Origin of the sequence: Thalassotalea ponticola, from assembly GCF_041379045.1 — a bacterium.
GTDB lineage: Bacteria > Pseudomonadota > Gammaproteobacteria > Enterobacterales > Alteromonadaceae > Thalassotalea_A > Thalassotalea_A ponticola.
The window spans coordinates 1,883,765-1,899,916 of record NZ_CP166871.1; the positions used below are offsets into that span (position 1 = coordinate 1,883,765).

Annotated in this window: 13 protein-coding genes and 1 tRNA gene; 6 read left to right on the forward strand and 8 right to left on the reverse strand. The window is 45.0% G+C overall.

Annotation, left to right across the window (positions count from 1 at the left end; translation table 11 throughout):
* The first annotated feature begins 165 nt into the window (after positions 1–165).
* From ACAY30_RS08110 to ACAY30_RS08125, 4 genes are all read left to right on the forward strand, one after another.
* Positions 166–1,455, forward strand: a complete 1,290-nt coding sequence (locus ACAY30_RS08110) for an NCS2 family permease (protein ID WP_290250039.1) — start codon at positions 166–168, stop codon at positions 1,453–1,455.
* Positions 1,456–1,565: 110 nt separating this feature from the next.
* Positions 1,566–2,345, forward strand: a complete 780-nt coding sequence (locus ACAY30_RS08115) for an outer membrane protein OmpK (RefSeq protein WP_290250041.1) — start codon at positions 1,566–1,568, stop codon at positions 2,343–2,345.
* A gap of 399 nt (positions 2,346–2,744) precedes the next feature.
* Complete coding sequence (locus tag ACAY30_RS08120; RefSeq protein WP_290250043.1) at positions 2,745–3,623, forward strand: fructosamine kinase family protein; 879 nt, start codon at positions 2,745–2,747, stop codon at positions 3,621–3,623.
* A 109-nt stretch (positions 3,624–3,732) separates the two neighbouring features.
* Positions 3,733–3,939 carry a CPXCG motif-containing cysteine-rich protein gene (locus tag ACAY30_RS08125; protein ID WP_290250045.1) on the forward strand — a complete coding sequence of 69 codons (207 nt, stop codon included), beginning with the start codon at positions 3,733–3,735 and terminating at the stop codon, positions 3,937–3,939.
* A 105-nt stretch (positions 3,940–4,044) separates the two neighbouring features.
* Here ACAY30_RS08125 and ACAY30_RS08130 read toward each other — a convergent pair whose 3' ends face one another.
* A complete protein-coding gene (locus tag ACAY30_RS08130) occupies positions 4,045–4,674 on the reverse strand; it encodes a riboflavin synthase subunit alpha (RefSeq protein WP_290250047.1) in 630 nt (209 codons plus the stop codon).
* Positions 4,675–4,724: 50 nt separating this feature from the next.
* On the opposite strand from ACAY30_RS08130, the gene ACAY30_RS08135 reads away from it, so the two are divergent.
* Positions 4,725–6,104, forward strand: coding sequence for an MATE family efflux transporter (locus ACAY30_RS08135; RefSeq protein ID WP_290250048.1), 1,380 nt, complete (start codon positions 4,725–4,727; stop codon positions 6,102–6,104).
* Between the two features lie 174 nt (positions 6,105–6,278).
* A tRNA-Val gene (locus tag ACAY30_RS08140) sits at positions 6,279–6,355 on the forward strand.
* 117 nt (positions 6,356–6,472) lie between these two features.
* Here ACAY30_RS08140 and pta read toward each other — a convergent pair.
* From pta to ACAY30_RS08175, 7 genes are all read right to left on the reverse strand, one after another.
* Positions 6,473–8,587, reverse strand: coding sequence for a phosphate acetyltransferase (gene pta / locus ACAY30_RS08145; protein ID WP_290250050.1), 2,115 nt, complete (start codon positions 8,585–8,587; stop codon positions 6,473–6,475).
* A gap of 9 nt (positions 8,588–8,596) precedes the next feature.
* Positions 8,597–9,802, reverse strand: a complete 1,206-nt coding sequence (locus ACAY30_RS08150; RefSeq protein WP_290250052.1) for an acetate kinase — start codon at positions 9,800–9,802, stop codon at positions 8,597–8,599.
* 287 nt (positions 9,803–10,089) lie between these two features.
* Positions 10,090–10,695 carry a hypothetical protein gene (locus ACAY30_RS08155; RefSeq protein ID WP_290250054.1) on the reverse strand — a complete coding sequence of 202 codons (606 nt, stop codon included), beginning with the start codon at positions 10,693–10,695 and terminating at the stop codon, positions 10,090–10,092.
* A 105-nt stretch (positions 10,696–10,800) separates the two neighbouring features.
* Complete coding sequence (locus tag ACAY30_RS08160; protein ID WP_290250056.1) at positions 10,801–11,931, reverse strand: MaoC family dehydratase; 1,131 nt, start codon at positions 11,929–11,931, stop codon at positions 10,801–10,803.
* A gap of 55 nt (positions 11,932–11,986) precedes the next feature.
* The gene (locus ACAY30_RS08165; RefSeq protein WP_290250058.1) at positions 11,987–12,889 is read right to left on the reverse strand and encodes a CoA ester lyase; all 903 of its coding nucleotides are present in this window, start codon (positions 12,887–12,889) and stop codon (positions 11,987–11,989) included.
* Positions 12,886–14,592: an acyl-CoA synthetase gene (locus ACAY30_RS08170; RefSeq protein ID WP_290250060.1), complete on the reverse strand. Its 1,707-nt coding sequence runs from the start codon at positions 14,590–14,592 to the stop codon at positions 12,886–12,888. Before ACAY30_RS08170 ends, ACAY30_RS08165 begins: the two co-directional genes overlap by 4 nt.
* Entirely contained in the window at positions 14,592–15,713 is a 1,122-nt protein-coding gene (locus ACAY30_RS08175) for a CoA ester lyase (protein ID WP_290250062.1), read from the reverse strand. Before ACAY30_RS08175 ends, ACAY30_RS08170 begins: the two co-directional genes overlap by 1 nt.
* Between the last annotated feature and the right edge of the window lie 439 nt (positions 15,714–16,152).

Genomic DNA, 16,152 nt, shown 5'->3' on the forward strand with positions numbered 1-16,152 from the left:
AGCTCGTTATCGTCATTATTTTAATATTTTTCGTGATTTTTATTACATTTCGTAACAAAGTTTCGTAAAATAGCGCATCTTTTATACACCCTTGGCAATCACTCGTTAACTCGCTGCAACATTGTCAAGGAAAGCGCGTAATAACTATTTAGTTCAGGAAAAACGATGTTTGAAAAGCTGTTCAAACTTGCCGAGCATGGCACCAATGTAAAGCAAGAAATTTTAGCCGGTTTCACCACCTTTTTAACCATGGGTTACATAATTTTTGTTAACCCAAGCATGTTGGCAATGACGGGTATGGACCAAGGTGCGGTCTTTGTCGCAACGTGTTTAGCTGCCGCCATTGGCTGTTTAATCATGGGCCTCTATGCAAATTACCCAATCGCTCTTGCACCAGGCATGGGGTTAAATGCGTTCTTTACCTTTACCGTTGTATTAGAACTCGGTTATAGCTGGAATGTGGCTCTAGGTGGCGTATTTATTTCAGGTGTGATATTTACCTTGTTAAGTGCGTTTAAGGTGCGTGAATGGGTCATTAACTCAATTCCTCATGCCTTGCGTTTTGGTATTGCTGCCGGTATTGGTATGTTCCTTGCGCTTATCGCCTTAAAAAATTCAGGCATCATCGTCGCTAGCCCTGCCACACTTGTAACCTTAGGTGAAATCACTGATTTTGGTCCAATGATGGCCATTTTAGGTCTGTTTTTAATCGTTGCTTTAATTAGCCTTAAGGTCCACGGTGCAGTAATGATAGCAATTCTCGTTGTCACCGTACTTGGTATTATGTTTGGCGATGTTCAGTACAACGGTGTGGTATCAATGCCACCGTCAATCGCTCCAACATTTATGGCCTTAGACATTGCTGGTGCATTTGAAGTAGGTATGATCAGTGTTATTTTCGCTTTTCTATTTGTTGACCTATTTGATACCTCAGGGACGTTATTAGCGGTTGCACAACGCGGAAAATTGCTTGATGAAAACGGTAATTTACCTCGCCTTAAAAAAGCACTATTTGCTGACTCAGGTGCCACGGTTGCGGGCTCTTTATTAGGTACCTCAACGACCACCAGCTACGTTGAAAGTGCATCGGGTGTTGCAGCCGGTGGTCGCACGGGCTTAACGGCTGTTACGGTTGCTGTACTGTTTTTATTAGCGCTATTCTTTTCTCCGCTAGCGGGAATGATCCCAGCCTACGCAACCGCGGGAGCACTATTTTTTGTTGGTGTCTTAATGGTTGGCAGCTTGGTTAATGTCAACTGGGATAACTTGCTCGATGCGGTACCGGTTGTGGTCATCTTAGTAACTATGCCTTTGAGCTTTTCTATTGCCGACGGTATTGCTCTTGGTTTTATTAGCTACGCGGCAGTTCGCGCATTTTCAGGTCGCTTTAGTGAAATTAGTGCCAGTGTTTGGTTTCTAGCCATCCTGTTTGTCGCTAAATTCATGTTCTTATAACATTTCAAAAATCTAAAGGAGCAGACAATGCCGTCTGCTCCTATATCGCAACACGTAAGGCTACATAACGTCGAGCTGTGTATAGCCAACTTTATTTATCAGGGATCCTAATGAACACCATTAAATCTATCTGTTCATCTGCATTACTGGCAGGTGCTTTTTTAACGTCAACTCAAGCCACAGCAGAAATGTTTTGGAGTGACAACTCGGTATCGTTGTTACACAACGTGAATCAATACCACGTCAATGAAAACGACGATGTTGTTACCGTTACCCTTGAACACGCGTCTGGCCATAGCTGGGGCGATTTATTCTTTTTTGCCGATCGCTTAGACTTCAAACAAGACAGCGACAACGTTGCGGCAAAAGAAACCTATTCTGAGTTATCTCCGCGCTTAAGTCTCAGCTATGCAACCGGTAGCAAGTTTGAATACGGTATCGTAAGTGACGTATTTATCGCAACGACTTGGGAACACTCAACGTACCATTCAGCTGTTTTTTCAAATAGTTTTGATAACTACTTAGTCGGTGTCGGTGCTGATTTGAAACTTCCTGGCTTTGCATACGCCAATGTGAATGTCTATCAAGCCAATAACGAAAACGTGGATAACGATCAGCAATTGACGTTGGTATGGGGTTACCCATTTAGTATCGGCAATGCAGACTTCATGTTTGACGGCTATATCGATTGGTCTTCAGCGGCTGATACACACAAAGCAGAATTTCACTTTAATCCGCAATTGCGTTTAGACGTTGGCAAATACTTTGGTATTGCCAAAAAATTTGAAGCCGGTATTGAATACTCATACTGGGACAATAAATTCGGTCTTGACTACCCAGGCTTAGGCACAGAATCAGCTGTTAGCTTATTGGTTAAAGTGCATCTGTAACATCGTTACACTGATCGCACATTGATAACAATAATAAGGCGTTGATATATAGCTAAACACTCACTGTTCAGCTGCAAGCGTCACACTGATAGGCGTCGTTTTAAAATTAGGCGCATATGAACAGAGTTAGGATCATCATTGATGGTCCTTTTTTTTTTGCCGAATAAACTGCATCCTTTAGCCTGCAGATGAGTGTCCACCAATACCCTGACCTATAACAACTATTAGAGTTTAGGGATAACCTCGCAGGAAATAAAACAACTCACCACCATTGATCTCAGCACTCGTAAAACATCACCAAACCGCGGTAGTAGCAAACAAAAAACTTGCACAAAGCAACGCGGTAAAACACGCCATTGTCTATACTAAACTGACCAAATCTAGAGCAAGGGAGGATCAATGTGGGACGATATCGGTGCAGCGATAGGCAAAACATTAAAATGCGATGTAACAGTTGATAAAATCGAGCCGATCTCGGGCAGTGATGTTACCCGAGCTTATTGTCTTCACAGTGGCACTCAGCGCTATTTTGTTAAGCTCGACAACCGAGATAACCTCGCTATGTTTGAAGCGGAAGCGCTTAACCTAGATATTTTAAACTGTCGTCACGACTTGATCGTGCCTGAGGTCATTTGTTTTGGTATTACCCAGCAGCACAGTTTTTTAGTCACCAACTACATTGCGATGCACCGCTCGCCAACACCACAAGGCACGGTTAACTTTGCTCAACTAGGTGAAGTGCTAGCAAACCTGCATTCGGAAAATCAACAGCCCGAATTCGGCTGGCCTGAAGACAACTTCATTGGTGCGACGCGTCAAATCAACACCTACGATGACAGTTGGGCGCGTTTTTTTAGCGAGTATCGAATTAAGTACCAATTACAATTGTTTGCTCGCAAAGCTGACGGCTTGAACAATGATCAAATTTGCGCCATGTGCCGTGACATACTATGCGATCACCAGCCAATTCCGAGTTTGGTTCACGGTGATTTGTGGTCAGGCAACATTGGTTTTACCGCTGAGTATCCGTGTCTATTTGATCCTGCTTGCTATTACGGCGATAGAGAAGTCGACATTGCGATGAGCGAATTATTTGGACGTTTCGACGATGCTTTTTATCAATCTTATCACGCAATAGCGCCACTCGATTCAGGCTATGAACAACGCAAATTAGTGTACAATTTCTATCACATTCTAAACCACGCCAATATGTTTGGTGGTGTTTACGTCGATCAGGTTTTTACATTTATCAAACAAATACAAAAGCTTAATAACTAGCCCCGTGATAAGGCGTTAAATGTGCATCATTTTCGCCACAAAACACAGCAAAATAGGCAATAAGCGGTCATACTTAAGACATGGCATTTATACATAGGAGCGTGTCACCATGGCGCAGAATATGAGTAAAAAAACCATTCATTGTCCGCACTGTGCACATCCCATGCATATTGAGCTAGACACTAGCCAAGGCGACCAAAATTATTACGAGACTTGCCCTAACTGTTGCTGTGAAATGCATTTGAATATGCATATCGACGATTATAACCAAGTCATTCAATTGGCGATTGACGCCGATGATGAACAAGTATTTTAGAGACCAGAGCCAGTAACGCACTGTAGTGACACATTCTTTGCCACGCCTTATGGCATCAAGGACAACGCAGGTCCGTTTGCGTTAAACACCTGCTGTTTTTACCATTTATTGATTATATCGTTGCGCCATAATTCGCTCGATCGACTCGACAATGGTCATGGTTTGTTGATCAAATTCAATATTTACCGCATCGCCTAACGTTAATAACGAGAGGTTAGTAAGACGCAGGGTTTCAGGGATAAGATGTAAGAAAAAGCGCTCATCTTCGACCTCGCCAAGTGTTAAACTGCAGCCGTTGACGCTGATAAACCCCTTGGCAAAAAGATACTTGCGCCATTTTTTATCAATACTAAAGCACAGTCGGCAATTGTCTTTACTGTCAGTTCGTTCGACCAGGGTTGCCATGCAGTGAATATGGCCTGAAACCATATGCCCACCTAACTCATCGCCAACCGTCAACGAGCGCTCAATGTTAACACGGCTGCCCTCGTTCAATGTGGCAAGGTTAGTCAGGCGCAAAGTTTCGTCTATAACATCAAACACGATAAAGCCATAACACTCGTCTATTCTATCGAATGCCACCGCCGTTAAACACACGCCATTTGTCGCTACACTCGCCCCTACTGCTAAATTGTCTAACATCGCAATGGGTACGCGAACCGTCAACTGACGAAAGTTTTCGCCCTCTTTTATCGATGTGACGGTCGCCGTCGATTGCACAATTCCTGTAAACATATATTATCTCTGGTTATAATCTCTTTCTCTATTATCGTGCCTTTAGCTTTATGACTCTAGCGAAATTTTTTTCCGATACCAAAAAACTAATTAAATTAGCCTACCCTATTTTGATCGCTCAACTAATTCAAAATTTAATGAGTTTTGCCGACACGGTAATGGCAGGTCGCGTAAGTTCAACCGATATGGCAGCAGTAGCGGTTGCCAGTAGTATTTGGTTACCTATTATCATCGCCATTCAAGGCGTAACCATGGCACTAAGCGCAATCGTATCGCAAGCCAGAGGGGCTAAAGACACATCGAGAATTGCCCACGCTACGATACAAACCGGTTGGATAACCATAGTGTTATCGACTTTAGTCATTGTCGTTTTTTACTTACTGGTTGACTCGGCACGTGCCCATTTGCAATTAGAGCCTGAGTTAAAACGGTTAATGCTAGACTACCTCAGCTTTATAGTTTGGGGCGGTCCGGGCTTTTGCCTGTACTTTGTGTTTCGCAATTACATTGAGGGTATGGGCATAACCAAACCTACCATGATCATTGCGATGATCGGGCTACTTATCAATATTCCCGCAAATTATATTTTTATTTATGGCCAATTTGGCGCACCTGAATTAGGTGGTGCGGGGTGCGGTATCGCAACGGCAATCGTTTATTGGTCAATGTTTTTGGCGACAATGGTGTATGCACTGTGGAGTAAAAAACTGCAACACATCAACTTAATTGGCGCGTTAAGCCTTCCCGAACGCCGAGAAATCATCACCTTGTTAAGCCTCGGAGTGCCGATTGCCTTATCTTTGCTGTTTGAAGTCTCCCTGTTTAGTGTTGTGGCGATTATTCTCGCTCCGTTTGGCGCAGATATCGTCGCCAGCCATCAAATAGCAATTAATTTTTCATCGCTTATTTTTATGGTGCCATTGTCTATTGCTATGGCGGTCACCATTAAGGTGGGTTTTGCGGTAGGGGAAAAACAGCTCAATAATGCACGAGATATTTGTGCAAATTCGATGATACTCGGTTTTTTGATCGCGGTGTTAACAGCGGCTTCGACCATTGTCTTTCGCGAACAAATTGCGCGAATTTATACCAATGAGGCGGTTGTTGTCAGCATGGCAGCAAAGTTAATGTTTTTAGCGGCTTTATTTCAGTTTTCAGACTTCATTCAGGTTATTTCGGCCGGTGCCCTGCGCGGTTATAAAGACACCAAGTCGATTTTGTACATTACTTTTGTCTCTTATTGGTTGGTCGGTTTGAGTTTGGGCGTAATTTTAGGATTAACCGATATTATCGTACCGCGACTCGGCGCCGCCGGTTTTTGGATAGGCTTTATATCGGGTTTGACATGTGCCGCCATATTGCTTTATTGGCGTTTAAAAATCATCCAAAAACGAGCTGACAGTGCGGCGCTATCGGTATCTACACCGTAAATATAGCTCGCATTTGCGCTTATTTGCACAATTATTAAGCGAACAAACTTGTTTTGCTAAAAAACTTAATAAAACCACTTGCATCAATAAATGTGAGTGGTTAACATAGCCGCCGTTGTTAGCCAAAAGGCTACCAATAATGACAATTTAAGATGACACGTATATGTCATATGTGGGAGCGTAGCTCAGTTGGTTAGAGCGCTTGCTTGACATGCAAGAGGTCGCTGGTTCGAATCCAGTCGCACCCACCACTATTAAAATCAGCCTAGAGCTGATTTTTTTGTATTTGCAACTCAGTAAAACGCCGAGCTATCAAGTATCCCCGTCATTTATCTCTCAGTAAATCTCACAGCGAGCGTTGCGACCGCTTATTGTTGATCCGCCTGAATAGCGGTAAGAGCAATCGTATAAACAATATCATCAACCAAGGCGCCGCGAGAAAGGTCGTTCACCGGCTTGTTCAAACCTTGTAACATAGGGCCGATACTGATCAAATCGGCAGAGCGCTGCACCGCTTTATACGTCGTGTTACCAGTATTGAGATCGGGGAAAACAAAGACGGTCGCTTGGCCGGCAACCTTGGAATTTGGCGCTTTTTTAACCGCGACATTTTTCATCACCGCCGCATCGTATTGCAACGGCCCATCAATCAGTAAATCGGGACGTTTTTGTTGCGCCAATTTGGTTGCTTCTGATACCTTTTCAACATCGACACCGGAACCAGAGCTCCCGGTAGAATAACTGATCATCGCAACCCGAGGTTCGATACCAAACTGCACGGCCGAGTCTGCTGACTGAATGGCGATGTCAGCTAATTGCTCGGCATTCGGATCAGGGTTAATTGCACAATCGCCATAAACAAATACTTGATCGGGCAACAACATAAAAAACACCGAACTGACTAACGAGTTTCCCGGTGCGGTTTTGATCAGTTGCAGTGCTGGACGAATGGTATTGGCGGTAGTATTGACCGCACCTGAAACCAAACCATCTACCTGACCGAGCTGCAACATCATGGTCGCGAGTACAGTATTGTCTTTTAATTCTTCGCGAGCAATGATATCAGTCATCCCCTTGTGTTTGCGCAATGCAAGCAGTGGGTTGACGTAGTTTTCCCGAATCACTTCAGGGTCGATGATCATCACCCCGTCGGGCAAATCGATACCCTGTTGCTCTGCCACTCGCAATATTTCGTCGTGATTACCCAGTAATTGACAACGAGCAATGCCACGCTCAGCACAAATTGCCGCAGCCTTAACTGTGCGCACCTCATTGCCTTCAGGCAGAACGATTAACTTGTCCGCTTTTTTCGCTAAGGTAGTCAATTTGTGCCTAAAGGCCGGTGGTGACAATAATTGACCGGTAATTTTCTCACCTATGAACTCAGTCAGCCATTGCTCTTTTAAATGATCAGCAACAAAATGTTTTACCCGATCTTGGCGCTGAATGTCTTCTTCCGGAATTTCGGGGTTAAAGCCCATCAAATGACGTGAGGTTTCCCAGGTGTCCCAGTCCACCGACAAAACCGTCAAGCCTGTTTGTAACGCTTGCTGACATAAGTTCCACACAGCATCGTTGGGCTTATAACCATTGGTTAGTAACAACGCGCTAATTTTTGTGCCATTAAGCGCCGATAAGCAGGTGGCGATAATAATATCGGTGCGGTCGCCGGGAGTGACAATGAGTCGGTTGGGTTCTAAATGGCTCATTAAATTGGCGACGCTGCGCGCGCAAAAGCTAATACTGCGCACCCGCCGGTGTTCTAAATCACCTTCGTTTAACACTGTCGCCTCCAGGTACTTGGCAATTTCGGCAACGCGCGGCGCAACCAAATCCATATCCCAGGGGATAGCACCTATTAATTGAAATGCTTTGGTTTTGAATATTCGTAAATTCAGCCATTCGCTGACATCACTGCTAGGCGTAAATTCAGAATCACGGGGTAATAAGCCATAGACATCTTTATTGGGCGCATTAATTTTATTGATAATGCATCCCTTAACGCGCGGGTTTTTGATGCCACCAAAGGTTTTGGCACTGACTTCGAGCCGATCCTCAAACCGTTCAGGCGTATCATTATCCGGTGTAGTGACAAATATAATGTCTGCTGACAGCGCTTGGGCAACCTCTGCGTTTATGCGTGCTGCGTAGGTGTGTTTAGTGGTTTTGATCATTCCCTCAATCACAATAATATCGTTATCAAAGCGCTCGAAGTTGGCTACAATTTCTTCGAGAACGACATCGAGTTTGTCATCACCGACCTTCTCTTCAAGCACCGATATCGGTATGCTGTGTTCCTGAATATTGGCCAGATCCGGCGCTGCTTGGGTATCTCCGTGCAACACATTGCGCGACGGTTGGGTAATAGGCTTAAAGTAGCCTACATCAACCCCCAACTGCTGTAACTTGTGATACAACCCAAGGGCACTGCTGGTTAGCCCAACCCCAAAACCGACAGGGACTAGCATAATACGTCTTGGCATGGCGCTCTCCTACCCTTGTTGTTTAGCGATAATGTCACTGCTTTGCATGGCGATGACTAACTCTTCATTGGTGGGGATAACCAAACACAATACGCTTTCATCCGTTGATATAATGCCGCGTTTGCCAAAACGAATATCGGTATTGCGTTGCTCATCGAGCGTTAATCCTAGCAGCGCTAAGCTGCGCACCACGCGAGAGCGCACCAAGTCTGAGTTTTCGCCTATACCGCCGGTAAACACCAAGGCATCAAAATGTGTTAGCGCGGCCATATACGAGGCGATGGACTTGGCGATGCGATAACAAAAAATATCCATTGTCATATCGGCGTGAGTATCGTTATCCTCTAAAATCGCATCTTCAATGGTGCGGCAATCGTTCGACATTTGCGAAATGCCTAGTAAGCCACTTTCCTTGTTTAACAAACTATTGACCGCGTCAGGCGAGTAATTGAGTTGCTCGATCAAATGGAATACGATCCCCGGGTCTATATCGCCAGAGCGAGTGCCCATAACCACCCCTTCAAGTGGGGTCAATCCCATCGATGTATCAACGCTTTGGCCATTGTCAATGGCGGTAACGGAACAGCCGTTGCCCAAATGTGCGGTGATCACACTGGTTTGCTCGATCGGTTTGCCAAGCTCTTTGGCGGCCTGGTTAGCAACAAAGTAGTGACTTGTCCCGTGAAAACCGTAACGGCGAATGCCGTGTTGTTTGTAAAGGTGATAAGGCAGTCCGTAAATAAACGCTTTCGATGGCATAGTTTGATGAAAGGCGGTATCAAACACTGCCACTTGCATTAAACCATCAAACGCCTTTTCTGCGGCATCGATGCCGATCAGATTAACCGGATTGTGCAATGGCGCAAGCTTGCCAAGGTCGGCAATACTGGCTTTAACCGAATCATCAATAATGGTTGGTTGCGAATACGATTCTCCACCGTGAACAACGCGATGACCTACCGCACTGACTTTCTCACTTAATCCTGCCTGTTGTAAAAAGTCGACAATGAAGTTAACCGCCACTTGGTGATCAAACGGCTCTGTTAACGCCGTTTGCTGTTTACTACCTTGATAGCTCACTTTAATAAATGCTTGTTCCGTCAATAGACGCTCGGCGACCCCAGATACAAACTGCTCACCACTATCGGGTGCTATCAACGAAAACTTTAAACTGGAACTGCCGCAATTTATTACTAACACTGTTTGTTCTGACATACGTTACCTTAATTATTTATCGCTGCTGTTAATGCCACGGAACCGCTTATTACTTTGGATGCAAACGAGGTTAGTCGAAGGCATTTTTGCTTTATCGAGGACAAAAAATGCAATAGACACGCCAACACCGACCTGCTTACAAAGGATTAGAATTGTAGCGATTACTTGGTGCTGTGCGCTGAGACATAAATGTCGATTACATGCCTTTGAAGTATAGATAAAAATTAACAGAAGGGAGAAAATAAGGTAGCGCCTGACAACAACTCAGTGCACTTACTGCTAGGTTGTCAATCAAATAGGCACTGACCAGTGTCAATGGTGTGAATTAGCGACTGTAAAAAGCCAATTTTTTCATTGGTTAACTGGCGATAATCAAAATACGGGCAGACGATAATCGCTTGCGCTTTATCAATCGCGAAATCGCTAGTGGGCCAAAAAAAATTGGCTAACCTGTGCTCACCTAACAACTGATATGCGTAGGTTTTTCCCATGATAATATCTATACCGGGTTTGCTTTTAGCACTTGCTAATGCGTCATAGCTCTTGGCAAACAGCAACGCAGTATGACTGTGCTGTTGCAATAAGGTGCGCTCGCGGTAGTGCTGCCATCGGTGTTGATAAGCCGCTTGATCAGATAGTAGATCAAAAACCAATTTGGCATACACGTTAAATATTTTGCGCCAATGATTAGACGTTTGCTGGCCGATATAGTGGATATCGCCGTCGTTAAGTGGCATGACATCACGTGGCACATCAAATGGGCTAAGCTGTGGCGCATTCGCACAATAGACGCGCAAACGCGCGTTTTTATCACCTAAGCCACCGACGCACGTCGGTACAACGCCGGATGCTGAGTTGTCTGGTGCTATCAATGAGCGACGATTTTCATTCATCAATTTATTGTTACTCGATTATCACAGACACAAATGGAACTGCAAAATAGCAAAGCGTTGCAAAGCCCACCGAGTTTCTTAGTGTATAAATGATGCATTGACGGGTTATACCGGTGTTTTTCCCTTGCGCATAATCACGCTGTAATCGAGGTCTAATACCACATCTTGATGATACCTCTGCCCTAATTCGCCACGCTCAACAATGTATGGCATCTGTTCGGGGGTGTTATTTTTAATGCCGAGACTATTAATACGCACAATGGCAACGTCATCGCGATAATCTAAGTCGGTTATCTCGACTATCGTCGATAAGCAATAAATAGTATCTGACGCATAACACGGATTAACGTGTTTGCCACCGTGTATCGCCGATAACCAAATCGCGTTGGCAAGACCGTTATAAGACAGTGCGCGACACAGTGAGATGATATGACCGCCGTATACTAAGCGCTCCGTGTTATTTGCTTTCATCCAGTGCTGATCAAAATGAACCCGTGCATTGTTTTGGTACAAGCGCGTAGCCAGCGAATGATCGCTGTCGTTAATGGTAATGCCATCGCGATGAAAAACTTGCATCCCCGGCGACAACTGTTCGGCGGTAATCTGACAATCGGATAAGTGTTCAGCCCAGCATGTCACATTGAGATTATCGGGAATCTGTTGCTCGGCAATTGATACCTCAGGCGCGGTTTTTGGTACGATAGCGACATCGCTTTTAAGCTCAGTGCGCTTGTGTACCATAACCCAGCGCTTAAACGACAATACCGCCTGTTGCCGTTGGTTAGTCGCTATTGAATGAACATAGACAATACCGGTTTTACCACTGGAGTTTTCTTTCAAGCCAATAACTTCGCTGGTGACGCTTATCGTATCTCCAATGTAAACCGGATGCTTAAAGACCACTTCTGCGTAGCCTAAATTGGCTACCGCATTAAGTGATATATCATTGACCGTTTTGCCAAAAGCAATGTGAAACAGCAATAAATTATCAACTGGAGTATGGGCAAAGCCACATGACTGAGCAACGGTTTCAGCGCAGTGTAGCGCAAAACGCGAGCCCGTTAGCGCAATATAAAGGCTACAATCGCCCTCGGTGATCGTTCTAGGCACACCGTGGTGCATGACTTGGCCTAGCTCGAAGTCCTCAAAAAAATAGCCTTGAGGACAAATAACGGTTGCTTGTTGTTGCTTGTTTTCGTCTTTAGCCAAGCGTTCATACCTCGAATCATTTACCATAAGGACTCCCTTGTTATAACCCCTGATGTCCAAGACAGCGGTTGAGTCATTGCGACTATCGCGTTGTCGGTCCAAGTAATTCACTTTGGCCAATGCGCTTGACCATATCGCATAAACACAACACGCGCTCTGCCCAGTCTTGTAAACAGGGTTCGATTACCCGACCGTCAACAACGCCAACAGAGCGATTTTGCTGATGCGCGTTCTCCATTGCTTTAATAATGGCTTTAGCTCGGTTGACGTCTTCTTGTTTTGGCGTCATCGCATCATTGGTGTAGGTCAGTTGTACAGGGTGGATAACCGCTTTACCGTCAAAGCCAAAATCGCGAGCCTGACGACAACTGTACTCACACGCGACAGCGTCTTTGAGATCAAAATGCGGTCCATCGATAATACTTTTATCGTATGCGCGAGCCGCTAACAAACACATAGACAAGTAGGTTTGTAAGCCTTGGCGATCAAGCGTAGCGTTAATGTGCAGCGCATTGGCTAAATCACTGGTTCCCATGATTAACGTGGTTAATCGCTCACTGCAACTGGCGATTTCCTCTACCCGTAATACACCAAGCGCAGATTCAATGTTAACCATCACACTTTTGTCTTGACCACCCGCCTCATCGAGCGCGTTTATCGCAGTTAGTAGCTCGTGTTTCGAGTTGATGTTGGGAAACAACACGGCATCAATATCGAGACTTGCCACCTTGGTGATGTCGTCTTTGAACCAAGGTGAGTCTAATCTGTTCACTCGTACAACGCGCTCTGAGTAACCAAAATCGCTATCGGCTAATTCATCGATAAGAGTTGATAGCGCTTGTGCTTTGAGCGCCGGCGGTACCGACTCTTGTAAGTCAAAAATCAAGCTGTCGGCATTAAGTGTTCGCGCTTTGTGGATAAAGCGCTGTTGGTGGCATGGTATGTACAAAGCGCTGCGACGGGGGCGATAGTTATTGCTTATCATGATGATGCCTCTATTGTTCTATCCATTGGTTGGGTCTGTTTATGTGCCATCTTTTCAATATCACTAACCAGTTTTTTTCTAATGACTTTACCATTTTTGGTACGTGGAAACTGTTGGTAAAAATAGACCTTTTTGGGCGCTTTGTAACGCGCGAGGTGCGCATTGGCAAAATCGAGTAACTGTTGTGCGTTACCCGGCTCTTGACCTTCGCTGATCACACAAATACTGACAATGGCCTTATCCGGGCTGATGTTTTCAGCTAAAGCGACACAATCGCTAACCAAGGGATGTGTTTTCATCACCCGCTCAATTTCATAGGGCGATACGCGATAGCCAAAGGTATTGATAATCTCGTCTTTGCGCCCAATGAACCAAATATAACCATCGTCATCACGACGGGCATAGTCACCGGTAATAAAATAACCCCGTTGATGGCTCATCGCTGTTTCATCGGGTCGTTGCCAGTAGCGTAAAAATAAGCCGGGATCCCCCTGCTCTATCACAATCATACCTTCTTGGTTATCAGTAACCGGCTCAAATTGATCATTGAGTAGTGCAACTCGATGGCCAGGTTGCACAAATCCTGCAGAGCCGGGGCGTATAGGCATATCGGTGCGTTGCGAAATATAGTACGAGCATTCCGACATACCTATGGCCTCGTACACATCCATGGCAAAACGCTGACGCCAACGAGCAAGCATTTCGTCACTTAAGTGTTCGCCGGCACTCATACAATGGCGAAGACTCGGCAAGTCTTCACCTTTAACCTGTGTTTTTTCAATAATTTGTCGATAAATGGTTGGTACACCGATAAAAATGGTGCAACGGTGCTTATTGATCAGCATGGGCCAGACATCGGCGCGATTTTCCCCTTCATAGACGATCACCGAGTGTCCGTGAAACAAAGGGTCCATCAGCGCAGAGCCCAAAACATAGGTCCAGTTAAACTTACCCGAGTGCAACACCCTATCAGCTGACTTAAAATCAAACCAATAACGACTCGCTGGCAAACGGCCGAGCAGTGATTTGTGACCGTGTAGTACGCCTTTGGGAAACCCAGTGGTGCCAGAGGTATACACCAGATAAGCAGGGTCTTGGGCCAAGGTGTTGACAATCTGGTTATCGGCGTCAGTGGCCGTTAAAACTTGCTCAAGATCGATAACCTCAATAGTTCGCTCGTTGTCGTTTACACCATGGTTATTGATCTTGTCATCAACAGGCAATCGCCCCTTAGCACCGGTTAGCAACACAGTATGCACCGAACCAAGTTGGTCGAGCATATCGACTAATTCAGACCACATACATTGATCGGTGACTAACACCTTTGCGCCAGAGTCTTTGGCCAGATAAACGACTTCAGATGCCGATAACAGCGTCGATGTGGGTACCGCAATCGCACCGTGTTTGAGCACGCCAAAAAAACTTATTGGATAATACACACTGTTGGGTAAGCGAATTAACACCCGATCGCCCACCGCGAGCCGCAAAGAATTGAGGACTCGCTTAAAGCGACCACTTTGCTCGTCGAGTTGTTGATAGGTTAGCTGTGAAGTGCCGCGTTGTTGATCTTCGACGATCATCGCCAACTGTTCGCCTCGTCCTTGGTCTACATGTTGGCGAATACATCCGTGGGCAATATTAAAGTGCTCGGGTATCTGCCACTGATTAGTTTTTGTATTTAATATATTATCGTACTGTTGCATTAGATTCGTCCGTATGGCCAGTTTTCACGTATCACTGAAACAGGAAGCATTTTTAAGACACTGAGCGCAAATTGCTTATCCGTTTCATTGAGTGACTTCAATGCATAGGCGCGTAACAAACTCTGCAGAGCTTTTCCGAACATCGGTGGATCCAGCATCTCACCTTCAAATTTGATTGCACCACCGAGTAATGCATCGGCTGCAATCGCCGCCTGTAATATTTCAACGTTGCGCTTTATCTCTTTTGGCGACGGGGTAAATGCTACTTTACACAGGTGTATGTGGTAGGGATGGATCAATTGTTTTCCGGTGAGCCCCATTTGTGCTTCGATTAGCGCATGCCCGTGAACCACATGAGATTCGTGATCACCGTGTAAATCTAACCAACGGCGCACATCATCCGGTTCAATCATTTTCTCAGGCATTGGTGTATCGTTAATTAACACCTCGACACCACCTATCACCCCTTTACCCGCAATGCGCGCTTCGAGAAGCAAGGTACGCAAGTAGGTTAATAACTCATCTATCCACCCTTCGGGAGTTAAATGAATCGCCATGGCTTTCGAAAAATCGTGGATACCAAATACCACGTGCTTAACGCTTGAAAATGCCATGAGCTGATCGGCTATTTTTAACGAGCGAGGGTGTTCAATGATGGGTTGGATTTCTATATTGGGATTGACCGCCACGAGCCATGCGCTGAGATCGCGAATTTCGGCTGCGCCGTAAGACTCTCCAGCTTTGGCCAGTACAATGACGTCAACATAGTCCGCTACCTGACGGATCATTTGCAGGTCTTTTTCGTACTCTTCAGTGCGAAACGGATTAATCCTCACGGCAATTTGAAAACTTCTCTGTGCAAATTGAGGTAACTCGTTGATCAATAACTGTCGAGACTGCTCTTTTTGTCGACAGCCATCCTCCAAGTCAAATAACAGCGTATGCGCTTGACATAAGTGGGCGTGCTTGCGCATCCGTTCACTTGCCTGCTCCAAAGTTTCGTAACTTCCGTCTTTGGGCGAGTACTTGATCGGCGGATAATACAACTGTATCCCCGGCCAAAAACCACCGAGCACATCTTGCTCGTTTACTTGATCTAAAAATTCATTGTGATAGTTCAACACATCCTCCTACGCTCTGCCGGCTAGTGCCATGTGTTCCCTCCTTTTTACCCATCGCAGATTGCTCAGCGAGGTACGACAACGAAAAAGAAACAAACAAAATAATGAAAACTTTTATTTATAATTACACCATTAGAGTATATATTTCAAACAAATGTTTAAAAAATATTAGACCTTGCTATCAAAATGCGCTAGCTTATTAAACAAACAGCAGGTCAGCAAGAAAATCAACAAAAGCCGATATGGCAAAGGTATTTATGTGACTTTTGAACGTTCGTGAAATTTTCAAAAGTACGTGGTGACAGGTTATATATAAAACGGACTATATGCGTTTTTATCGGTATTCGCCTAGTCAAAATCAGATAAAAAAAGCAAACCTATCCCGTAAACTTACAACGTTGATTACACGGCATTCAAACGTTAGGCTTAGACAACAGGG